Annotated in this window: 25 protein-coding genes; 12 read left to right on the top strand and 13 right to left on the bottom strand. The window is 55.3% G+C overall.

Annotated features, from left to right (window positions below; genetic code table 11):
- The 8 genes from ABJN86_RS03850 to ABJN86_RS03885 all read right to left on the bottom strand — a co-directional run.
- A partial coding sequence (locus ABJN86_RS03850; protein WP_348432022.1) for a 3-oxoacid CoA-transferase subunit B occupies positions 1 to 510 on the bottom strand: 510 nt, incomplete at its 3' end.
- A gap of 1 nt (position 511) precedes the next feature.
- A complete protein-coding gene (locus ABJN86_RS03855; protein ID WP_348367887.1) occupies positions 512 to 1,225 on the bottom strand; it encodes a CoA transferase subunit A in 714 nt (237 codons plus the stop codon).
- A 213-nt stretch (positions 1,226 to 1,438) separates the two neighbouring features.
- Positions 1,439 to 2,395, bottom strand: coding sequence for an ADP-ribosylglycohydrolase family protein (locus tag ABJN86_RS03860; RefSeq protein WP_348367886.1), 957 nt, complete (start codon positions 2,393 to 2,395; stop codon positions 1,439 to 1,441).
- A 32-nt stretch (positions 2,396 to 2,427) separates the two neighbouring features.
- Positions 2,428 to 3,000 carry a TetR/AcrR family transcriptional regulator gene (locus tag ABJN86_RS03865; protein WP_348367885.1) on the bottom strand — a complete coding sequence of 191 codons (573 nt, stop codon included), beginning with the start codon at positions 2,998 to 3,000 and terminating at the stop codon, positions 2,428 to 2,430.
- A gap of 14 nt (positions 3,001 to 3,014) precedes the next feature.
- Complete coding sequence (locus ABJN86_RS03870; RefSeq protein WP_348367884.1) at positions 3,015 to 4,061, bottom strand: NAD(P)/FAD-dependent oxidoreductase; 1,047 nt, start codon at positions 4,059 to 4,061, stop codon at positions 3,015 to 3,017.
- A gap of 3 nt (positions 4,062 to 4,064) precedes the next feature.
- The gene (locus ABJN86_RS03875; RefSeq protein WP_348367883.1) at positions 4,065 to 4,742 is read right to left on the bottom strand and encodes an SDR family NAD(P)-dependent oxidoreductase; all 678 of its coding nucleotides are present in this window, start codon (positions 4,740 to 4,742) and stop codon (positions 4,065 to 4,067) included.
- A 4-nt stretch (positions 4,743 to 4,746) separates the two neighbouring features.
- A complete protein-coding gene (locus tag ABJN86_RS03880) occupies positions 4,747 to 5,415 on the bottom strand; it encodes a cupin domain-containing protein (protein ID WP_348367882.1) in 669 nt (222 codons plus the stop codon).
- Positions 5,416 to 5,508: 93 nt separating this feature from the next.
- Complete coding sequence (locus ABJN86_RS03885) at positions 5,509 to 6,444, bottom strand: pyridoxamine 5'-phosphate oxidase family protein (protein ID WP_348367881.1); 936 nt, start codon at positions 6,442 to 6,444, stop codon at positions 5,509 to 5,511.
- Between the two features lie 153 nt (positions 6,445 to 6,597).
- Between ABJN86_RS03885 and ABJN86_RS03890 the strand changes: the two genes are divergently transcribed.
- The 3 genes from ABJN86_RS03890 (at position 6,598) to ABJN86_RS03900 (ending at position 8,341) form a co-directional block, all read left to right on the top strand.
- On the top strand, positions 6,598 to 7,248 hold the full coding sequence (locus ABJN86_RS03890; protein ID WP_348367880.1) for a glutathione S-transferase: 651 nt from the start codon (positions 6,598 to 6,600) through the stop codon (positions 7,246 to 7,248).
- On the top strand, positions 7,245 to 7,883 hold the full coding sequence (locus ABJN86_RS03895) for an MSMEG_1061 family FMN-dependent PPOX-type flavoprotein (protein ID WP_348367879.1): 639 nt from the start codon (positions 7,245 to 7,247) through the stop codon (positions 7,881 to 7,883). Before ABJN86_RS03890 ends, ABJN86_RS03895 begins: the two co-directional genes overlap by 4 nt.
- Before the next feature lie 95 nt (positions 7,884 to 7,978).
- The gene (locus ABJN86_RS03900) at positions 7,979 to 8,341 is read left to right on the top strand and encodes a VOC family protein (RefSeq protein WP_348367878.1); all 363 of its coding nucleotides are present in this window, start codon (positions 7,979 to 7,981) and stop codon (positions 8,339 to 8,341) included.
- Between the two features lie 15 nt (positions 8,342 to 8,356).
- On the opposite strand, the gene ABJN86_RS03905 is transcribed toward ABJN86_RS03900, so the two are convergent.
- The 5 genes from ABJN86_RS03905 to ABJN86_RS03925 form a co-directional block, all read right to left on the bottom strand.
- The gene (locus ABJN86_RS03905; protein ID WP_348377805.1) at positions 8,357 to 9,052 is read right to left on the bottom strand and encodes a hypothetical protein; all 696 of its coding nucleotides are present in this window, start codon (positions 9,050 to 9,052) and stop codon (positions 8,357 to 8,359) included.
- Between the two features lie 152 nt (positions 9,053 to 9,204).
- A complete protein-coding gene (locus ABJN86_RS03910) occupies positions 9,205 to 10,245 on the bottom strand; it encodes a nitronate monooxygenase (protein ID WP_348367876.1) in 1,041 nt (346 codons plus the stop codon).
- Between the two features lie 10 nt (positions 10,246 to 10,255).
- Entirely contained in the window at positions 10,256 to 10,948 is a 693-nt protein-coding gene (locus tag ABJN86_RS03915; protein WP_348367875.1) for a glutathione S-transferase N-terminal domain-containing protein, read from the bottom strand.
- A complete protein-coding gene (locus ABJN86_RS03920; protein ID WP_348367874.1) occupies positions 10,945 to 12,099 on the bottom strand; it encodes a CoA transferase in 1,155 nt (384 codons plus the stop codon). The genes ABJN86_RS03915 and ABJN86_RS03920 overlap by 4 nt, the downstream gene beginning before the upstream one ends.
- Before the next feature lie 93 nt (positions 12,100 to 12,192).
- The gene (locus ABJN86_RS03925) at positions 12,193 to 13,128 is read right to left on the bottom strand and encodes an MBL fold metallo-hydrolase (protein WP_348367873.1); all 936 of its coding nucleotides are present in this window, start codon (positions 13,126 to 13,128) and stop codon (positions 12,193 to 12,195) included.
- Between the two features lie 101 nt (positions 13,129 to 13,229).
- On the opposite strand from ABJN86_RS03925, the gene ABJN86_RS03930 reads away from it, so the two are divergent.
- From ABJN86_RS03930 to ABJN86_RS03970, 9 genes are all read left to right on the top strand, one after another.
- A complete protein-coding gene (locus ABJN86_RS03930) occupies positions 13,230 to 13,805 on the top strand; it encodes a TetR/AcrR family transcriptional regulator (RefSeq protein WP_348367872.1) in 576 nt (191 codons plus the stop codon).
- A gap of 140 nt (positions 13,806 to 13,945) precedes the next feature.
- Entirely contained in the window at positions 13,946 to 15,106 is a 1,161-nt protein-coding gene (locus tag ABJN86_RS03935) for an acetate/propionate family kinase (RefSeq protein ID WP_348367871.1), read from the top strand.
- Positions 15,107 to 15,239: 133 nt separating this feature from the next.
- Positions 15,240 to 15,833 carry a hypothetical protein gene (locus ABJN86_RS03940; protein ID WP_348367870.1) on the top strand — a complete coding sequence of 198 codons (594 nt, stop codon included), beginning with the start codon at positions 15,240 to 15,242 and terminating at the stop codon, positions 15,831 to 15,833.
- A 94-nt stretch (positions 15,834 to 15,927) separates the two neighbouring features.
- Positions 15,928 to 17,256 carry a type VI secretion system-associated FHA domain protein TagH gene (gene tagH / locus ABJN86_RS03945; RefSeq protein WP_348367869.1) on the top strand — a complete coding sequence of 443 codons (1,329 nt, stop codon included), beginning with the start codon at positions 15,928 to 15,930 and terminating at the stop codon, positions 17,254 to 17,256.
- A gap of 140 nt (positions 17,257 to 17,396) precedes the next feature.
- On the top strand, positions 17,397 to 17,918 hold the full coding sequence (locus ABJN86_RS03950; protein ID WP_348367868.1) for an OmpA family protein: 522 nt from the start codon (positions 17,397 to 17,399) through the stop codon (positions 17,916 to 17,918).
- An 87-nt stretch (positions 17,919 to 18,005) separates the two neighbouring features.
- A complete protein-coding gene (locus tag ABJN86_RS03955; protein ID WP_348367867.1) occupies positions 18,006 to 19,355 on the top strand; it encodes a type VI secretion system ImpA family N-terminal domain-containing protein in 1,350 nt (449 codons plus the stop codon).
- Positions 19,356 to 19,488: 133 nt separating this feature from the next.
- On the top strand, positions 19,489 to 20,010 hold the full coding sequence (gene tssB, locus ABJN86_RS03960; protein WP_348367866.1) for a type VI secretion system contractile sheath small subunit: 522 nt from the start codon (positions 19,489 to 19,491) through the stop codon (positions 20,008 to 20,010).
- Positions 20,011 to 20,073: 63 nt separating this feature from the next.
- Positions 20,074 to 21,564, top strand: coding sequence for a type VI secretion system contractile sheath large subunit (gene tssC, locus ABJN86_RS03965; protein ID WP_348367865.1), 1,491 nt, complete (start codon positions 20,074 to 20,076; stop codon positions 21,562 to 21,564).
- Between the two features lie 53 nt (positions 21,565 to 21,617).
- The gene (locus tag ABJN86_RS03970; protein ID WP_348367864.1) at positions 21,618 to 22,127 is read left to right on the top strand and encodes a type VI secretion system tube protein Hcp; all 510 of its coding nucleotides are present in this window, start codon (positions 21,618 to 21,620) and stop codon (positions 22,125 to 22,127) included.
- Positions 22,128 to 22,215 lie beyond the last annotated feature (88 nt).

The following is a 22,215-nucleotide window of genomic DNA, read 5'->3' on the forward strand; positions in this document are numbered from 1 at the left end:
GATGCGGTCCACAACTTTCTGGCCCGTCAATGGCAGCGTGCAGGCCTTCAAAAGTTTGCTGTCACCGTGTTTGTTGGTGTGGTCCATGACCACAACAACACGGCCCACACCTGCGACCAGATCCATCGCGCCGCCCATGCCTTTAACCAGCTTGCCGGGGATCATCCAGTTGGCGAGGTCGCCGTTCTCGGCCACTTCCATAGCACCCAAAATTGCCATAGCGATCTTGCCACCGCGGATCATCCCAAAGCTTTGCGAGCTGTCGAAATATGCGGTTTGAGGCAGCTCGGTGATCGTCTGCTTGCCTGCGTTGATCAGGTCGGCGTCGATGTCTTCCTCAAGCGGGAAGGGGCCCATGCCGAGCATGCCGTTCTCGGACTGAAGCGTCACTTCCACACCCTTTGGGATGTAGTTTGAGACCAGCGTCGGGATGCCGATGCCGAGGTTTACATAGGTGCCGTCTTGCAGCTCTTGCGCGGCGCGTTCCGCCATTTGATTGCGATCCCACATGTTATGCGCTCCTCGTCGTGCGTTGCTCAATTCGCTTCTCGTGCTCGCCTTGGATGATGCGGTGCACATAGATGCCAGGCAGGTGGATGGTGTCGGGATCGAGCGAGCCGGTTGGCACGATTTCCTCAACCTCTACGACGCAAGTCTTGCCACACATCGCGGCAGGCGGGTTGAAGTTACGCGCGGTTTTGCGGAACACGAGGTTGCCAGTTTCATCGGCCTTCCACGCCTTCACGATGGCGAGGTCGGCGAAGATGCCTTGCTCCATGATGTAGGTTTCGTCCTGACCGTTGGGGCCAGTGGGGAAGTCTTTATGCTCTTTGCCTTCCGCGATCACGGTGCCCACGCCAGTTTTGGTATAGAAGCCCGGAATGCCGCAACCGCCGGAGCGCATGCGTTCCGCCAGCGTGCCTTGCGGATTGAATTCCAACTCCAACTCACCGGACAGGTACTGACGCATGAATTCAGCGTTCTCGCCCACATAGGAAGAGATCATTTTCTTCACCTGCTTGGTTTGCAGCAAGATGCCGATGCCAAAGTCGTCCACGCCCGCGTTGTTGGACGCGAAGGTCAAATCCTTGGTGCCCGCCTCTTTGATGGCCTGAAGGAGCAGTTCGGGAATGCCGCAAAGGCCAAAGCCACCAGCAGCAATGAACATGCCTTCATGCAGCAACCCATCAAGGGCTTCGGCTGCGGAGGGATATACTTTTTTCATTGAAGGTTCCTCTGAAACGGGCCGCGGTGCGGCTGTTGGAACCAGTTGTTGCGTGGTTTGAGATCGGTTGCAACTAGGATTGCGCCAAGAAAGGACGGGTATAAGAAAAATTTATTTCATGAGCCACGTCGCGGTTTGGCCCATAAGGATTGGATCTATTGTGTGAATTGTCCCGCGCAACCGACAAGGCTGAGGCGCGGGACCTGCTCGGTCTCATGCCTGAGCCGATGCCAGCGTTTGGCAGTCATTCCAGACCTGCTCGCCATCCTTGAGCTTCAATACCCATGACAAAGGCACGCCGGTTGGAGTGGCCACGCCGTGCACCCGCGCCATGATCGCACCAATCATGATAGAGCGGCCTGCGGTGTCGCCAGCGGCTAAGATATTGCGCTCAATCGCCTCTTGGTAAGACTTACTGCGTGCAAGGATGTGGAAGATCACCGGGCCAGCGGCAGACAGGTAACAGGCGCGGCCCATTAGGCCATTGATGCCCGCGAAGACGACTGAATCGTCCTCCGCCGTGTTCAGCGCATTTAGCAGCTCCGCTTTTGCCGTCTCGTCTGCGGCGTTCGCGGCGGCGTGCAATGCGTCATTCAGGTCCTCGCCGTTCATGATGCGTGTGCAGAGATCGGCAAAGACATTGGTGAAGGTGGTGGCTTCTGCGTTGATGTTGGTGACCTCCAATGAGGCCTTGATCATGTCCGCGAGATTGTCTTGGCCCTGATACCCAACAAGGATCGCGGGAAGGCGCGAAAGGGCAGGGGTTTGGTTGTCGTCGATCCCTGAAGGGTTTTGCTCTGCCGCTATGTTCGCCAATGCGCCCTGAGTTGGGCGGTCCATGAAGCCGTTGTAAGCGCCGCCCGCCCCGAAGAACTTAGCAAAGGCCGCTTGATATGCCGCCACATCAAAAGTGCCGCCATTGTCGTTCATGGAACGGATCGCGAGGTGCAACACTTCGCCTATTTGGGTGAACATCCCGTCTTGGCGATCTTTGTGGGCAAAGGTTTTCACCCCCTCGAAATTCCGTGCCTCAATCGGCGTGAAAGCGCATTGCCCGTTCTGGCGCGCGGTGACTTCAGCGACCCTATCCACGTCGTAAATCCAGTGCAGGCCAAGGCATGAGGCGTCCGCTACAAGGGCCCCGAGAAGAAGATCAGCGTTTTGGGTCATATCAGGTCTTTCATCTTGGTTGAGGCTAAGGATCAGGCCGAAATGCGAAGGTGCAACAGCGTTAATGCAGTGTCGAAAAGCTCAGGGCTTTCTTCCGAGCGTGCGGCCAGTTGAGCGCCTTCTAGCAAGGACATGGTCGAAATTGCCTCTAATTTAGGGTCTGTGACACCTGAAATAGAGCCGTCTTTGCGCCCGTTCTCGAATGCGCCGGTCATCCATTTGACCACCATGGCGCGGAACAGGCTGATCTGATCGACCACATCTTGCGGCAAGCTATCGCGACAAGCTGAGAAGGAGACGCAGAGGCACAGGCGCTTTCCGTCATCGCTGCCCATGCGGTATTGGTCGATCAAATGCGTTAGCTGAGCGCCGCCGGATGCGTTATTGGCCGTGATCTCGGAGCAGACGGTGTTGAAGGTCTCGTAGTAGCGCTGCATCAAGGCCACCGAAAGCTTTGCCTTGGAAGGAAAGTGATGATGGATGCTGGCCTTGCGAATGCCTACATCCTCGGCAAGGTCGGCGTAGCTGAACCCGTCAAAGCCAAGCGTACGCGCGGCGTGTTCAGCGGAGTTCAACAGAGCGGTCTTTGTGTCGGTTACGGGCATTGCGGTCACCTATTCTAGATTTCCAAAATCGTTAACGTGTTTTCTGCGGCTTCCAAGGCACCTTCGAGATAGCCGCCAAACTGGGGCGCTACCTCTGTGCCAGAGAAATGTAGTCTATTGTCCCATAACCCAGCTAAAACCTGCGGCAACCCATATGTTGGGTGCGCATACAGCGGGGCTTTGTCCGCTTCGGTCGCCGTGTAGGGATCAATGGCCCAGTCTTTAACATACAACTGGGTAGGGTTGGTAGCCTGCGGGCCAAACAAACGCGTCAGCTGCGCGGTTAGATGTTGGCGCAGCGCCTGCTCATCAGCGCGGGCGTCTGGTGGGACGCCGATGAAGCCGAACAAAGCGTAAGGTCCGCCATGCGCCGGCGAGGCGTCGTGGATTTCGACCATAGGGCCGAAGCGGCTTTGGGCATCGCCGGACAATCCATCATCGCGCCAGAAAGGGGTGTCATAGACAGCAACCGCTTTGGCTTGTCCCGCCATCCAAGTGGAGATGTTTTGCATGGCGCCCAACGCGTCATCGGTCAGTGCTGGCTCATAGGTGATGTTTGCTGCCACCCGTGGGGGGAGGGACAAAACGACCTGCTCAGCACTGATGGTGTCGCCGTTGCTGAGTGTGGCGGTAACACCTGCATCCGTTTGGGCCAACTTGGTGACAACCGCGTTCAAGCGCTTGCGATTCGAGGGTAGCTTATCGGCCAAGGCTTTGGTTAACGCGCCTAACCCCCCTTTGAGCCGCCACGATCCCTCCATGGAGGAGATACCCCGCCCTCGTTGGACCTGACCGTGCTCGTTTTCATAGGCCAAGTCACCGTCCGAGAATTGGTCGAATTTCTCCAGCTCAAGTTTATCGACCCATCGAGCGATGCGAGGTTGCGCGGGCCAAAACCACGCGGGCCCCATGTCGAAATCGCCACCATCGAAGTGCTCCGTCATGATGCGCCCGCCAAAGCGCGAACGAGCCTCGAGCAAGACGTAATCGTGGCCTTGCTCCTCTAGCTCATGCGCAAGGGCGAGACCGGACAGACCACCACCGATGATCAGCGTCTGCATTCGCTAGAACCCTTCGGAGGCGGGGCGGAGGTCCAGCTCATGAGTCCACGTGGATTGCGGCTGATGTGCAAGCTGCCAATAGGCCTCGGCGATGTCTTCGGGCTTCATCATTTTCGCCGGATCAAGGCTGTGCAAATCGCGCGAACGGTCAGTGTCGATGATACCGTCCAAAATGGCGTGGCAAACATGAACGCCTTGGGGCTGGTATTCCCGCGCCAAGGATTGGGTTAGGCCCCGTAGCGCGAATTTGGCGCTTGCGAAGGCCGCGAATTTGGCCCCGCCACGCAAGGACGCTGTCGCACCAGAGACGATAAACGACCCGCCGTTTGCTTTTGCCATTTGAGGCAGAGTGGCTTGCCCAAGCAAGAACGCGGTTTGCACCATTGAGGTCCATGTACGAGAGAAGTCGTCCAAGGATGTGTCCGCAAAAGGTGCGATGACCAACTCGGCAGTGTTGTGCACCACGATTTGCGGTACCCCGTGTGTGCCGATGATGTCCGCGATTTTGGCGGGGACTGCGGCCTCATCCGCGAGATCGAGGGTGTGGAATTCGCCCACAGGGTTAAGGGGCGCGGTGCGGCCCAGACCCACGGGGGTGAAGCCGCCCTGCTCAAACCGTGCCAAGAGGGACTGACCAAGGCCAGCCCCCGCGCCTGCTACAAGTGCCAAAGGTTTCGTCATATTTTTACACCGCCGGTGGTTTTGCGTGGATCAAGTGACCGGCTTTGATCCAGAGTTTCGCGCCACCCTCGCCTGCGGTGACATCCAATTTTTGACCCTCGGGCAAGCGCAGCCAAGCCCCTTTGCCAAGGGTCTCGCCGCCTTCAGTAACGGACCCAGCGATGACCAGCACCTCTATTCCGCCTGCGTCAGTCTTGGAGAGTTTCGCACCAGCATCGACGTGGCTGTATGTGACCACTTCATAAGCGTCTTTGTGCAATTGTGTCGTGGCAACGCCGTTGACGGGGGAGGCCAGCTCGTCCGCCATGGTTTTGCGGAATTGGGTGCGGTCGTCCAAGTCGAACTGCCACAGCTTCACGAAGATCGTGCAACCATCGTCCGACCCTGGTGTATGCGCCGTGGTGGGGGGATTGCGCACATATGTGCCTTCTGGGAAGTCGCCGTGCTCGTCTTGAAATACGCCATCCAACACGATGAACTCTTCACCACCGGTATGCGTGTGGGCCGAAAATTTGCTGTTAGGAGCGTAACGCACGATGGAGGTCGCGCGAGCAACCTCGCCACCGATGCGGTCCAACATGCGGCGATCGACGCCGGGCATGGGCGAGCTGATCCACTCCAGCTGTTCTGAATGGACCACCACACGTTCTTTGAAGTCTGCGTTCAATTCCACGATCTTATCCTTTTGGAGGCGCATAGTAGGCACCCATCAGTTGTTGTTTTAATCCCTACCAATGGGTAGGGAAGCGGGTCAAGGGCTTCGAGTTTACGGTGTGATGTCGGGGTTGCGATCAGAGAACTCTCCGAACGTATAGCGGTAGGGCAAGGCTCCCTCTGCACGCACCACGGTTTGGACATTGATACGCAAGCCACGGCCCATCAATGGCAGCTCACCAGTGTTGATATCTTCGACCAACTCCGCCGTCCCTTTGATGTTCAACAACGTGCCGGTTTCGAAGTCTACAAACTGAAGGCCTACGCGGTTGTCGGTTAAAATGTTGCCGTAGGTGTTGTAAAAGCTGTTCCCCTTATAGTCGGGAAATTGGAGTGTGGTGTCGTCCAGCACACTGACAAAACCGGGCATGCCGCCGCGATGATTGATGTCGACGCCAGCCCGTGGATCATCGCCCAGTTGAGCAGCGCGCGAGGCAATCAGGAGCGTATCGGCTTTTGTGATCTGCTCAATGTCTTTGGGGCTTAGGCCCGTAGACGACTTGGGAGCTTTTGGAATGGTTTTGCCAGCGGGCGTCTTGTGCCTGATTTGGATATACTTCGGGCAGTTTCCGTAGCTTTGGTCCACATGGAATGACAGCTTGCCGTCCTCAGTAGCATTAACGGTAGCGTTCAGGCGGTTGCGGCGTTGCGTCTCGAATTCAATCCCCACGACGCTTGTTTTCGCGCCAACAGTCAGGTTTAGCGCCTCTGGCTCACCAGCCAAAGGATGTGACGAAATTTCCAATGTTTTGTCATCAGGGGAGGCCATAAAGCCCGCAGAGCCTGCTCGCATGATCGCCCAAGGGTGGCCGTCGGCATCAACTGCCCCAATGTGGACGCTGTGCAGCATTGCAAAGAATTCCCGATGTTGGTCAGGCATATGATCACGGACCATGCGTAGGCCAAGTTGATGCTGCCGTTCTTCGATGTCGAGTTTCTCGTGCAGGCTGCGTTCGCCCTCGTGAAAGACGCCGTTCGGTTGAAACATATTGTTTGACCTTTTTGGATATGAATAACTTGACTGCCTTCTAATAGGTAGGCAAGAAGAAATTAGTCAACCGCCATGCGAGTTAAAGTCTGCATCCTCGCGTTTTCTTGAAGTGGTTCGCCGGCTTGAAATGAAGATAGGAAGATACCCGACATGAAATTTTATGACAGCATTGGCCTACCAAACCCTGACCGCGTTCGTATTGCTTTGGCGGAGAAGGGCGTTTTGGACCGTGTCGAGGTCATCCAAGTGAACCTGTGGGACGGGGAGCATCGTACGGAGGCGTTCAAAGCCATAAACCCCAGCGTGACGGTGCCATTGATAGAGCTTGATAACGGCGTGGCTATATCCGAGACGACCGCAATCACCGAATACATTGATCATGCGTTTGAAGGTATCTCCCTCACCGGTAGCGGGCCGGAAGAACGCGCTGTTGTGCATATGATGCAACGACGCGGGGAGCAAAAGATCGTGGATGCGATTGGTGCCTACTTCCATCACGCGACCCCAGGGTTTGGCCCAGAGATCGAGCTAAACCAGAACAAAGCTTGGGGGCAGGCGCATCATCAAAAGACACTGGATGGCATGGCTTACTTCGATGCCGTTCTGCGTGAGCACCCGTATATTGCGGGCGCAAAGTATTCCATGGCGGACATCACCGTATTTACTGGTCTTAACTTTTCCGAGACGTATCCTAAGGTTATGATACCTGCAGAACTGACTGCACTGGTAGAATGGCGGGCGCGTATTGCCGAGCGCGATTCATGTGCATTTGTACCAGAGACATTGAAAGGACGCACATGAGCAACCCGATCCGAGAGGAATACCTGATCAAAGACATCCCCGAGTTTCGGGAGCGTTACGGGGATACCACCAGCACGATCTATGACAAGTCAGCCCCGTTCTTGAGCGAGCCTATGCAGAAGTTTGTGCGCTTGTCGCCGTTTTGTGTCGTGTCGTCGCAGGATGCTGACGGGAGGTCTGATATCACGCCGCGTGGCGACCCTGCGGGCTTTGTGGATATCATCACGCCTAAGGTGTTGCTGATCCCCGATCGGCCCGGGAACCAGCGGTTTGACACGTTTCGCAACATCTTAACGCACCCGCCTGTGTCGGTGCTTTTTATGATACCCGGCGTGTTTGACACGTTGAGGGTTAATGGGCGGGGAATGGCGACGCGCGATCCGGATTTGTTGGAGCGCTGTGCCATCAAGGGCCGCGTGCCGCCGGTGGGTTTGTTGATCGAAATAGATGAGGCATACGGGCATTGCTCCAAAGCTGTCCGCCGAGCGGGGATTTGGGATGCGGACACGCAAATTGACCGCAAAGAGGCCCCAAGCTTGATGGAACTTATGTCCGCCCACCAAGAATATGACCAAGAGATACTTGAGGACATGGGCGATCGGATCGAGCGTGATATTCGAAAGAACATGTACTAGCGCGATAACATTCGAGTGAGGCGGGTGGTTGACCTTGCGTTGTGGATAGCGCCCTTCTAGTAGGTAGGTGTATAACTTAACACAGAGGAAACATCATGATTGGCTATTCAACCATCGGCGTTAAAGACATCGAAAAAGCGAAGAAATTCTACACGGAATTGTTTGACGCGACTGTTCAGGTAGACATCGGGCGCTTGGCGATGATCGGCAAGTCAACGGATGCTCCGATGATTGCTGTTTGCGAGCCGTTCGACGGCAATGCACCAAGCTGCGGCAATGGTGCGATGGTTGCGTTTTCCGCGTCTTCTAAAGACGAGGTAAAGGCGCTGTACAACAAAGCGATTTCGCTTGGTGCGACCTCCGAGGGTGAGCCTGGCCAGCGTATCGATGATGTATTCTACGGTGCATATGCCCGTGACCCTGATGGGAACAAAATGGCGTTCTACATCTTTGGCTAATCAAGTGGTTGCTGACTAACTAGTAAGCGAGGCCCGTCTTGAGGAATCAGGGCGGGCCTTAGCTTTCTCGGAAACCATTTCTAAGCATCGTTTGGCCGCGACAATTGGGGAGCTACGGACCGGCACACCTAGATCCGCAAGCTTTGCTTCAGCCACACGCATTGACGCCTGAGCCAATACGATACTTTCTATGCCCGGCTCCGTTGCTATCTTTGCGCGAATAGCGTCAGCGATCGAAGACGCATATGCCTCCATATCTCCGGCCTCAAAGAACGCCCATGCGTCACTGCAAATCACGACGACTGGGGTGATAATTCGACCTGCGTCCTCAGCGCAATCGTTGAGGAGGTTCAAGGTCGCCTCGCGGGTGCTATCCAAGCAAAGCGCGACCAAGACTTTATCGCCGTCCTCGCATGCTTGCTCCATCAACGGGCGATCAATTCTGACAATGCCACCAGACGTCTTGGCCACGTCATCAGCGAGCGGCCCCAAGGTGGAGCATGTGCAAAGTACAACATCGGCGGCGTTGAGGTCTGAAAGACGTTCTTCCACGTCGGCGCGAACTGCTTCGATACCCTCTCGTCGCGCTCTTTCGAGCAAGCTGGCATCAACATGATGGTCCAGCTGCGCGCTGTTGCCTAGGTCGTTAAAGATCTGCTCAAATGTTGCGACATGAACATCTGCGGTATGAAGGAAAGCAATGCGCATCATTTATCTCCTCAATAGCCTGAGAACTGACTTTCGTTGCAAAGCGGAAAGAATGCAACACAGGCTAGAAGCGGCGCATATCATGCCGGAAGGGTTGCGCCGGTTTTACCGACTAAGGGTGATATAGACTTGGTCAAAGACATCGTGCAGCCGTATCAATCGGCCTCAAACGCTTGCGCAAGTTCTTTAACTATATCGCTGGCGGGTTTTGCGGTTCCGGTTTTCCAATTTTCTCCGGCCCAAAGGGAGACGAAGTCATCTGATCCCACAGTTGCTGCTCTAAGAGGGGCCAGCGCAGAAAGAGCGAAGGGGAAGGTTTGAACATTGGGGCTCATGGGGCCAAGGTCATTGATCAACTTGTTGAAGAAACCCCGCGCGGGTCGGCCCGTGAAGACATTGGTGAGTGTGGTCTCACGGTCGATGTCACCCTCAAGGAAGCTGCGGTGAAGTGGGGTGATCTTGGACTCTGGTGATTTCAAGAACCGTGTCCCGATTTGCACGCCCGAAGCTCCCGCAGTCATTGCGGCCTTAATGCCTGCTTGATCCGCTATGCCGCCCGCCGCGACAACGGGCACGTCTATAGCTGCTGATATCTGTGAAACGAGCTGCAACATTGGGAGACGGTTTGTGGTGTCCGTGGGCAAGAAAACACCTTGGTGTCCGCCTGCTTCTTGGCCTTGGGCAATCACGGCATCGCATCCGTTCTGCTGTAGAAAAATCGCCTCATCGACAGTTGTGGCAGTGGCAATGATCTTCGCACCAGTGGCACGTATGCGATCCATGAACACATGGGAGGGCAGCCCGAAATGGAAGCTGGCGACAGCGGGTTTAACGGAGCAAACAACATCGACCATGTCGGCATCTAGCGGGCGAGGGTACGTATTTGTCGGGTACTCAGGTGGCAGCGACAACTCATCATAGTATCCACTGAGCTCTTTTAACCAAAGTGCCTCGCGCTTGGGGTCGCGGTCGGTGGCTTTGTGGCAAAAGAAGTTCAGGCTTAAAGGCCCTGTCGTTGCATTTTTAAATTGTGTTGCGGAGCGGAGCGCGTCTTCCGGCGTAAGGGCGGCGCAGGGGATGGAGCCGATCCCACCGGCTTGTGCTACAGCGATTGCCAGCGCCTCATCCTGCGCGCCTGCCATGGGGGATTGGATCAAGGGAAACTGTGCGGCGATGTCTTGGAAAAACGTGTGCATATTAGCGGCCCTATGATTTCAGCGCGTCAGCCCCTTGGTTGAACAAAAGGCTGTTGTTTGCAGCCGTAGCTTTACCTGAGAATTGTTGATCCTTGAATAGATTGATCGCGGAGATCACGGCGGGGCGGGTTTTGATCCTGCCACGCCAGTCTTGAACATTGGGGAACTGAGCCAGATCGATACCCAGTTTTTTGGAGATAAATGCCCAAGGGAAAGCCATCATATCTGCGATGGAATAGTCGCTGAGGATGTAATCCTGAGTGGCGAGGCGTGTGTTCAGCACCGCGAGGTTTCGTTCGGTCTCGTTCTTGTAGCGGGTCAAGGAATAGGGCTGATCGCCATCGGCGTAATTCACAAAATGGCTGAGCTGACCCGCCATGGGGCCTTGGTTGCCAGCTTGCCAAAAGAGCCATTCATTGAGCGCCTTTCGCCCGAGCGGATCAGTGGGCGCAAAAGCCTGAAATTTATCCGCAAGGTATAGTAAAATTGCCCCGCTTTCAAACACGCTCAGGGGTCCATTTGCGGTGTCATGATCAACAATTGCGGGGATTTTTCCGTTGGGGTTGATGGCAAGGAATTCAGGTTTCAATTGGTCCCCATTGGGCAAATCTACGAGGTGGGTTTTGAAGGGTACGTCCAGCTCGAACAGCATGATTGCCACTTTCCACCCGTTTGGTGTGGGGGAGAAGTAGAAGTCGATCATGCGCCGCTCACTGGAAGGCCAAATTCCGCCAAGACCTCTTGAGTGTGTTCGCCAAGTGTTGGGGCGGGGCGCCTGATTGCGGCGGGGGTCTTTGAAAAGTTGGAGGGATGGCGCGCTTGTCGCAACATGCCTGCAACGGGGTGAAGTGTTTCCACGACAATTCCGTTTGCCGCGACCTGCGGGTGTTGGCGCATTTGGGTGCGTGACAGCACGGGTGCGTTGGGTACATTTTCCGCGTCGAGCAGTTTTATTAAGTCTGCCGCTGCAAAGCCCCTGACGGCGTCTTGAATGGCCTCAAGGCGGGCATCGCGATTGATCTCGCGCAGCTCCGGCGTGGCGAAACGTGGGTCTTCAAGAAGGTCGGGGCGAATGATCGCTTTTGTGAAGCCTTGCCATTGCTTGTCTTGCATTACGGCGATGCTGACGAAGCCGTCTTCGACTTCATAGATCAAGTCGATGTAGGATTGGGCTTCTTCACGCTCCATCTCGTCACCTACGAAGGTGTGGCCGTTCATGTCCGAGCTCCAGAGGAAGGCGATGATTACATCGAGCATCGAGATTTGGATGTGCTGCCCTTCGCCCGAGCGTTCTCGCGAAAAGAGGGCGGCGGTGATTGCTTGGCTGGTTTGGATGCCGGTCAGCTTGTCGGGCAGAATGGTGCGCACGAGGCGCGGGCGGTCCTCGTCTGATCCGGCTTGTACAGTTGTCAGCGCAGAAATCGCCTGAATTAGCGGATCGTACACGGGGTTTTGGGCGAGGGGGCCTGTGTGGCCAAAGCCTGCGATTGAAACATAAATAAGCTTGGGGTTTAGCGCCGACAGGGCGTTATATCCCAAGCCCAAACGTTCAGCGACGCCGGGTCGGAAGTTCTGGATAAAGACATCTGATTGCGCGGCCATAGTCTGCACGGCATTCAGGCCGTCATCGGTTTTTAGGTCGAGCGTAACAGATCGCTTATTGCGGTTGTTGTTCAGGAAAGAGGCGGACATGTCCGCGCGGCGCGTTGCAACATGGCGCGAAAAGTCGCCACCGCTTGGCTGCTCTACCTTAATGACATCTGCGCCTTGATCGCCAAGTGTCATCGTAGCCAAGGGGCCGGAAATTACCGTGGTTAGATCGATGACGCGAACACCAGTTAGGGGGCCAGTCATGTGTTTCTCCGGTGTGAGTTCGGGCGCTATCGTTTGTGACGTTAAGCTAGGTGTCACCGCGGGCACAAGACAATTGCCCGCGGTGGGTGTGCATTAGGTTTTTGGGAACAGGAACAGGTTCTGGATGTCGACCAAACCAGCTGCAAGGTAGGACGGGTAGCGGTCCAAAATTGCGGCTTTCAGCTCGTCACCTGTCGTGGCCTTAGCGTAGGCGGCTTGGGTGTGGTCGAGGTAAAGCAGCGCATCGTCGATCGCTTGGCGCGAACCGGCGGTTGGGCCGTGACCTGGCAGGACAAGATCAAAGGACGTGTCCTTTTGCATCTCTACAAGGCCCTTTTTCCAGCCGTCAAAGTTGCCGTGACCACAGAACAGGTGGCAATTGTTGTAAAGCATATCTTGCGCGATGAGGACTTTTTGATCGGGCAAGTAGATCGTCATCATGTTGTCGGATTCCGCGTCAGTGACGTGGCGGAATTCGAAAGTGACCCCGTCGATCACTTCGGTTGCACCATGCTCAATCACCTTGTTTGGAACGACCTTGGTTGGGGGCACGTGCTCGCCCAGCGACTCGATGCTGATTTCGATGAAGAACTCGCCCAGTTGGTCGATTTCGGCTTGGGTTTCAGCGAAGGAGTAGATCGGGACGTCGCGGAATTGGTAGGCACCAAACCAGTGGTCTGGGTGCAGGTGCGAGATGATCATACGGTCAACTGGCTTGCCGGTCTTTTCGGCGTAGTCGCGGATTTCTTGGCCGTAGATGACGGAGCGTTGACCGTCGACGAATACAAGGCGCTCTGGTGTCTCGATAACATGCGTTGTTACGCATCCAGTGAGGTCAGGGCTTTGGTAGCTGTGAATTTTCACGTCCCCAAAGTCGGCAACGGTTACGACGCCGTGCTCTAGCGGGGTCGTGCCTTGACCCAACGGCCCACCGCCAAGAACATTTGCGCTTACAATGCTAGGGGCGGCCAAAGCAGTTGCTGCACTACCTACAAGCAATGAGCGGCGATTCATGATGAGTTTTGACATGTGGTTCCTCTTATCTATCAAGTACTAGGTAGGGAAGGATTAGAGACTTGATTCCCGTCCGTCAATGGCCTATCTAGTACTTGGTAGATGAAGAGATTGTGATGCTTAAGACAAACCCCACCGGTAAAGCCGTAGACATTTTGAACGCGGCGAGAATGTTAATGATGGACCGCGGTTTTAACGGCTTCAGCTTTCGCGATGTCGCCGCCGAGGTGGGTATTAAGAGCGCAAGCATTCACTATCACTTCGCGACCAAAGCAGATTTGGCGGAGGCGACCGCCAGAACTTACCGTCAGGATTTTGAAGAAGCCGTGGCCCATATCGAGGCGACTTCGGCCCCAGAGCGTATGCGGGCTTATGGAGCGTTGTTCGTGACCACTTTGCGCGATCAAGACCGGTTGTGTTTGGGGGGCGTTCTGGCTGCGGACGTGGCATCACTTCCGGAACAAGTTCGCGCCGAGGTCAGGCAGTTCTTTGCTGAGCAAACCGACTGGGTTGAGAGCACCGTTCGCGAAGGACAGAAGAGTGGCGAGCTTCGGCAAGATCTAGACGCTGCAACTTACGCGAAAATGTTCGTCTCCAGCCTTGAAGGGGCGATGATGGTTTCGCGGGGATTGCAGCAACCGCAGGATCTAGAAAATGCGCTTGATGTGTTGGTCCAGTTGTCCCTAGCTTAAAGGGCGCTACACCCCTCGTAATTATGATTATGTTAATATTTGACCGTTGAGCCCTTGGGAATTTTTCCAGCGGCCATTGCGTTGCCTTTGCTGGACTGAAAGACTGTTCATGCATGAATTTACGCAAGGAATCCCCGACCATGGCCGACGTACAACTTGTGATGAATGCCGGCTCCTCCAGCCTGAAATTTTCAGCCTACGCTTCGCACGAAAACGACCCCATTCTTAAGGGCAAAGTTACGGGTATCGGGCGTGCTCCAGAATTCAGCGCGACCGGTGCACAGGCTGATGCCCTTGGAGAACTGACGCCAGAAACCCCGCACGGCGAAATCGTGCAACGAGTGCTTGGCTGGCTGACTGCCCATCCCGAGTTTGGCGATATTCGTGCAGTGGGACATCGGGTGGTTCATGGAGGACGTGACTTCTCTAAACCGGTTCTGATAACCGACAAGGTGCTGCAGCAATTGACGGAATTGGAGCCGCTTGCCCCCTCGCACCAACCTCATAATCTCGGCGCGATCCGCGCGGTTCAGGGCTGGAAGGCTGATTTGCCTCAAGTTGCGTGTTTTGACACCGGATTTCACGCCAGCCAGCCGAAGTTGAACAAAATGTTTGGCCTCCCGCGCGCGCTCACGGATCAAGGCGTGATCCGCTACGGATTTCACGGGCTATCTTACGAATACATCGCCCGCGTTTTACCGCGTCATTTTGGGGAAGTGGCTGATGGCCGTGTGGTGGTGGCGCATCTTGGAAATGGAGCCAGCATGTGCGCGATGAACGGTAGGCGCAGCGTGGCAACAACGATGGGGTTTTCCGCCCTTGACGGGCTGGTTATGGGGCGCCGCTGCGGGAGCATTGATCCGGGCGTGTTGATCTACTTGCAACAAGGGCTTGGGATGACGCCGCAGCAGGTGGAGAAGCTTCTATACAAAGAATCTGGCTTACAAGGGGTCTCGGGTGTGTCGAACGCTATGCAGGTTTTGCAAGAGAGCGGAACGCCGGAAGCCATGGAAGCAATTGAGCTGTTTTGCCTGCGTGCCGCGCAAGAGCTATCGCGAACGTTGCCATGTATCGGCGGATTAGACGCATTGGTTTTCACCGCAGGCATTGGGGAAAACTCCCCGAGGGTGAGGTCAGGCATCTGCGCGCATTTGAAGTGGCTTGGGCTTGAGATTGACGAAAATGCCAATGAAACTGGGGCGGATTTGATCCACGCCAAAGCAAGCGCGGTGCAAGTGGGTGTTATCGCTACGGATGAGGAAGGCGTAATCGTTGGCCACATGCGCGATCTGGTCGGGTAGCAATTCAGTCAGCAGGTGATTGACGGATTGTCGCAATTGGCTTTCAATAGGGCATCGCCATTTTTTTATTATTGAAGCGACGTCGAATGCATTTAAAGAACTACCTTCTATGTCTGCTTGCGAGGCGGGCGTAATGACAGAATCGACCCAAGAGACGAAGCAAGGGCTGCTGGATGGAGACCGTACGGTTCCGCCATCCTCTAACTTGCGAACGGTTCTGGCGCAGGACCTGTACGCTATGATGCCGGAGTTGAAGGAAGATATTCAGCTAAAGCCTCGGCCGGATGAAAGCGTGTCGTTCCTGCTGGCGCGCCTGCGATCTTCCACCACACCGGAAGAAGCGGTGACAATGGTTGCCTACGCCTTTCAGCCACGTATTTCCGTGTGGTGGGCGCATGAGTGCATGTCGAGTATGCGCGAGCATCTGACGCCGATCGACCATCAGATATTAGAGCTCATTGGTGGCTGGGCACATGATCCGTCTGATACAAACCGCCGCGAGATTTACGACATCGCCCTCGCTGCCCCATCCAAAACGCCGGGTGTTTGGCTGGGTTTGGCCACCGGTGTCTCCGGCGGCGGGCGGAGAGATGAGCCCATCGACTTGAGCACCGCGCGCGCGGTGAACGCTGGTGTGCTGTCTTGTTTGGCGCGAGGCGGATTACAGCAACGCTCAATCAACCTTGCGCGGTTCATAACTCTGGCGCAAACTCTGGTCGGGGATTAGAACCCCTTCGTGTACATCTAAGAGGCCGCGACTCTGTTCAACTAGAGTTTTGCGCGCCAGCCCACTCCAATACTTGTTCAAGGCCGTTGCCCCAATGAAGCTGACCCTGAAAATTGAAAATCACGACTTCTTGGAAGATGGGGGTCCGTTAGAGATCTCGGTCGAGGGGCGCGGTGCGTTAGTTGGCCGTGACGGGGCGATGGATTGGACCTTGCCCGACCCTGCCCGCTATATCTCCAGTCAGCATTTTGAGATTACATTTCAAAATGGCGCCTACTGGCTGAACGACACCTCGACCAATGGCACCTATTTGCAAGGCCATTCACACCGAGTCGAAAGCCCTTATCAACTCGCGCACATGGATCGGCTGCAAGTTGGCCACTATATTGTTGCGGTGATTTTGGAGGGGGCCGCTGCCGGATGGGCAGCGGGCGAGCCTGCTGCGGCTCCGGCTGCTGCGGGGGGTGACCCTTGGAATTTGGGCGGTGGCGGAGCCGTGGAGCCCGTTGATGTAACCCCTGCGGATGAAAATGCATGGCGTGGTGATTTTGGTGACAACTTCATTGTGAACCCGACGCCGCCACCGACACCAACCCCACCACCTGCGGCTGTGGCAGCGCCGGATGCGGGGGCATCGCCTTTTGCATCCGCGGCGCCGGTAGCCCCACAACCTCCTACTCCTGCGGCATCGTCACCTGCGGGTGCTCCGGCCTCCGAAGGGTTTGCGCCTGCCGCGTCTCCCGCACCGCCAGCGCAAGTACAGCAAGCCCCTACCCCGCCAGCAGCACCGACCCCTGCAACACCGGCCGCAATGGCCAGTGGTCCCAACGGCGACGCCATCTTGCGGGCTTTTTGCGAAGGCGCGGGTTTGCCGATGCAAAACCTGCCAGCCAAAGACCCCGTAGAGATGGCCCGTGAATTGGGACAATCCCTACGGGTGACCACGGAGGAGCTAAAGGCATTGCTAGGCGCACGTGCTGCGACAAAACAATTCGTCAAAAGCGGGTCGCGTACGATGATGGGGCAGACGGATAACAACCCGCTAAAGTTTATGCCCGATGCGATGCAGGCCATGGATGTCATGTTCATCAATCCACGCCCCGGCTACTTGGGCGGCACATCAACGCTGGTTGAGGCCTTTGGCGACATTAAGCGGCACCAAACGGCGGTGTATTCGGCAATTCAGCCCGCACTGGCACGGCTGCTTGAGGATCTCTCGCCGGAAGCTATTGAGAAGCGTTCGGGGGGCGGTGCCAGCAAGCTTTCTGTCGTCGGTAGCGGGAAGCGTGGTCGCAATTGGGACGTGTTCGTCGAGCGATGGGACGCCAAGACGCACCCATATGAAAACGGTATGCTCGATGTGTTCTTGGCCTATTTCGCCGAAGCCTATGATGCGTCGATCAAAGCGGGTAGCGGGCAATAGGTGGCTAGTGCCCAATTGTCTAAAAACTGTTCATAATCGTGAAATCGTAACTCGGAAACAGTGAGTTGCGCGGAGTTTCATTGACCCACGGGAAAGCGGCACGTATGCTTTCGGAAAGTATTTTATTGAAGGGTGTTATTATGAAACGTCTCCTGACAACCGCCGCTGTATTAGTGGCAATGTCTATGCCAGCTGCCGCTGACACAGAGTATACAACCGAGCAATTGGTTGATTTTTTCGTTGATTCCATCGACATGGGCGCTACGCGCGGCATTTGCATTGGTACCGCTCAAGAATGCGATACCGCTGCGACGCCATCTGTTCCGCAAGGTTTGGACATGAGAATCAACTTCGAGTTGGATTCGGCAAACCTGACAGCAGAAGCCCAAGAGAGCCTCGCGGTTTTCGCATTGATGATGAAGGACGAACGTCTGGAAATCGCCCGCTTTGTTGTTGAGGGTCACACCGATGCTCGCGGCACTGAGGGGTATAATGTTGATCTGTCCGAAGCCCGCGCCGCTGCGGTTTCCGAGTTCCTGACAGGCGAAGGCATCTCCGACGAGCGCCTGTCTGCCGTAGGCCTTGGCATGACCAAGCCTCGCGTTGCTGATGAGTTTGACCCAGAAAACCGCCGCGTAGAGCTGCGTATTGATCTTCGTTAATCCGGAACTCGGTTAACTATGATTTGACACAAACGGCCACTCGCCTTGTAGATGGGGCGAGTGGCCGTTTGCATTTCAGGACTTCGCATGAACTACGATAAGATAACTGACCCAATTTCACCTGATGCTCCATGCGGGGCTGATCTGTTGCTGGAAGATGATCCGGATTTTCTGGAGTATTTCTTCGAGGCGCCAGAACGGATGCCTGCCAAGTACTATGATTTGGTGCGCGAAGAGTTATTCGATTCCAAGTCCATTGATTTCAAAGGCGAAGAAAAACAAATTGATGCTTTGCTGAAGCGCACCCGTGATTTGCGCTTGTTGGGTATTCAGGCAAGATTTCAAATTCTAGCGGGCCGTTTGCATGGGTTCTGTGACGCATTCACCGCGATTGCGGATTTGTTGGAGGCACATCCAACAGATACCCACCCGCAAGTGAACGGCGACAATAACGAGCGCCGGAACGCCTTGGAAGAACTGAACACATTGGCGACGGTGACCATGCCGCTGCAATATGCGACCTTGGTTGAGGACCGTCGTAGCGGTGCCGTCAATCAACGGATGTATCTTCTAGCCACCGGTGAGGTGGAGCCGCGCGACGAGGAAGAAGCGGGCGACGTTGGCACTTTGCTGGGTGCGTTGAGCAATGAAGCGAACCAAAAAGACGTCGATAAAACTCACGGAAAGCTGGAGGCCGCAAAGGCCGCAGTCGGCCGAATTATCGCGGTTACCAAGGCGCAAGAAGACAGCCCCTTTACCCCTGACATTGAAAAACTGGATACCCGTTTAGGCGAATTACTTGGCCTGATAGTACAAGCGCGACCCGATTTAGGGGGCTCCAGCGCGGAGGGCGAAGCCGCCGATGATGCGGATCAAGCCGACACAGGATTAGAAGGCGATGCGGGTGAAGTAACCGTAGGCTCGGCTCCCGTACAGGCATCTACACTTGCAGGACCGGTGGTTATCCCGACGCATACCGCGGCTCGTTTGGCTCTAGAGGTCGTGGAGCAATACTTTGCAACCAAAGAACCTTCCGCCGCGGCCTTACTATTGGTGACGCAAGCCCGTCTGTTGATCGGGAAGCCTCTGGTGGAGGCCTTGGACACGCTGCTTCCGGATCATGCGGGCCAAGCAAAAATCGATTTCGGCGCGGAAACGGGCTTTGTGATCTCCATGGATCGCTTGCGGACATTGTCGGGCGAAATGCGCGCATCGGCTGGTCCGGATGCGAACGAGGCTGACGGTCAAGTGCCTGATGTTGTTAGCACACGCCCGGATGCCGCCTCTGTCATCAAAGCGGTGGAAGATTTCTACCGCAGAAGCGAGCCGGTGAGCCCGATTCCAATACTTTTGTTGAAAGCGCGGGGCTTTTTAGATAAAGATTTCCATGCAATAGTAAAAGAATTGATGCCCGGGTCTGAGGGTAACAGCGAATAGTGCCGACCTTGGGGTGTCCAAGGCGGGTTTATTGAGAATTGAATGTGAAGATAGAGTGAAAAATCATCTAAATGCGTTGACAGCAAATGATGATTAAGGCTTTCTTGCCACGTAGATTTTAGGGAGAGGGAATATGGCCTCAGATTCAGCGACCGGTTTTATTAAACGTAACCGACCACCACGGGTGAACATTTCTTACGCCGATCCCTATGAGTCCGACAAGATGGTGGAGCTGCCATTCGTCATGGGCGTTATGTCCGACCTCAGCGGTAACGCTTCCGAGGTTGAGAAGGCTCCAGTGGCTGAGCGGGAATTCACACGCGTTGATCAAGACAGCCTTGATGACTACATGGATTCGGTATCACCGGGTATCGCGATGCAAGTCGATAACGCGCTGGACCCAGAATCAGGCACGAAGATGAGCGTGAACCTCAACTTCAAGAAAATGGAAGACCTGAGCCCGGGTGAAGTTGCCCGTCAGGTTCCTGCCCTAGCGAAGTTGCTGGAAGCCCGTACCCAATTGGCAAACCTGCAACGCTACATGAACGGCAAGTCCGCTGCGCAAGATCAGATCAAAGCACTGCTGGAAGATCCGGAGCTGATGGCAGCTTTGGCTGAACGCACGCCACAAGCTGGCGACGACGCAGAAGATTAATTCAGGCACTACCTGCGCGCCGAGTATGCTGCGCGGAATAAAGAATAAGTAAGGGGAACGACAATGGCGACAGAAGCCCAACAGGATGGCGCCCAAGCTGGTGGTGCTCTTAGTGAGCTCGACGAGTTTTCGGATGTTCTGAAGCAGAACTTCAAGCCACGCTCTGACGTTGCTGCCAAGGAGGTTGAGAACGCAGTGACCACATTGGTCGCGACAGCTATGCAAGATCAAGACCTTGTATCTGATGACGTTATCGACACGATCGACCAAATGATTGCCGCCATTGACGAGAAGCTCAGCGCTCAGGTCAACGCGATTATTCACCACGAAGAATACCAGAAGATCGAAGCGTCTTGGCGCGGCTTGGCCTACACGGTTAACAATTCCGAGACTGACGCATCCCTGAAGATCAACGTGATGAATGTCTCCAAGGCCGAGCTGGAGCGCGAGCTGCGTTCCTTCCCAGGTGCCAAATGGGACCAATCCCCGATCTTCAAGCAGATCTACGAGCAAGAATTCGGCCAACTTGGTGGGCAACCTTACGGCTGCCTTGTGGGTGATTTCTACTTTGACCAATCGCCAGCAGATGTTCGCTTGCTGCGTGACATGGGCAAGATTGCCGCCTCTTCCATGGCGCCATTCATGTCGTCTGTTGCCCCAACCTTGATGGGCATGGACAGCTGGAACGAGTTGAACAACCCACGCGACCTGTCCACCGTGTTCGATACACCGGACTATGCCGCTTGGAACTCGCTGCGTGACAGTGAGAACTCCCGCTACATCGGTTTGACCATGCCGCGCGTCTTGTCGCGTGAGCCTTATGGCCAGAACTCCCTGCCAGTTGATGAATTCAACTTTGAGGAAGAAACCGACGGTCACGAGGGGACGCAATACGCTTGGATGAACGCAGCTCATGCTATGGCTGCAAACATCAACCGCGCCCATAAAGAGCACGGCTGGACAGTTCAAATCCGCGGCGTTCAGTCCGGCGGCGAAGTGATCAACCTGCCATCGCACACATTCGACACAGGCGACGGGTCCACAGACCTGAAATGCCCAACAGAGATTGCGATCAGCGACCGCCGCGAAGGCGAGCTGACCAAAGCTGGCCTGATCGGGCTGGTTCACCGCAAGAACACTGACAAAGCGGCCTTTATTGGCGCGCAGTCGATCTACAAACCGAAGGTTTACAAAGACGAAGAGGCAACTGCGTCTGACAACATGTCAGCCCGCCTGCCCTACATCTTCGCCGTGTCCCGCTTCAGCCACTACCTGAAGTGCATGGTGCGTGACCAAATCGGCATGTCCCGTTCCCGCGATCAAATCGAGCGCGAGTTGCAAAGCTGGATCATGAAATACGTACACCTGAACCCTGACGAGGCGAGCGAGGCTGAAAAGGCCCTTAAGCCGCTTGCAGGGGCGACGGTCAAAGTCATTGAGGACGAAGAAAACCCTGGCTACTACATGGGTAAATTCTTCCTTAAACCGCACTTCCAGATGGAAGGAATGGATATCGGGATGAGCCTCGTATCCAAACTACCCGGTGGGAAATAAACAATTTCATTAGCGAAATTTCTTACCGTTTTATTTAACCAAGGAGAAGACACATGGCTGTCGATATTTTTCTGAAACTGTCGAGCATCAAAGGCGAGTCCCAAGACGCGTCCCACAAACAAGAGATTGACGTATTGAACTGGGGTCTGGGAATGACCCAATCCGGCACCACCCACATGGGCGGCGGCGGCGGCGGCGGTAAAGTCGACGTTCAAGACATCAACATCATCAAATACGTTGACCAGTCGTCCAACGACCTGATCAAAAAATGTACAAACGGCAAGCACATCGACGCTGGCCTGCTGACAGTCCGTAAATCCGGTGGCGACGCTCCGGTTGAGTACTTCAAGCTGCACATGGAAATGATCATCGTATCTTCCTACACAACTGGTGGTTCCAAAGATGGCTTGGACCGCATCGAAGAGTCCCTGACTTTGAACTTCCGTCGCTTCAACATCGAGTACACGATGCAAGACGACAAAGGTGCAGATGCTGGTACAACCAACGCTGGTTGGGATATCGCAGAAAACAAAGAATGGAACGGCACAGTTTCCCCAGCTTAAGCTGGCGACGCCTTTCGTTCTTAGAAATTGGGGGTGCGCCGGCAACTCGGCGCCCCCTACCCCCGACTACCTTCCGGACCGCAACCGG

Source organism: Litoreibacter sp. (assembly GCF_039974535.1).
GTDB lineage: Bacteria > Pseudomonadota > Alphaproteobacteria > Rhodobacterales > Rhodobacteraceae > Litoreibacter.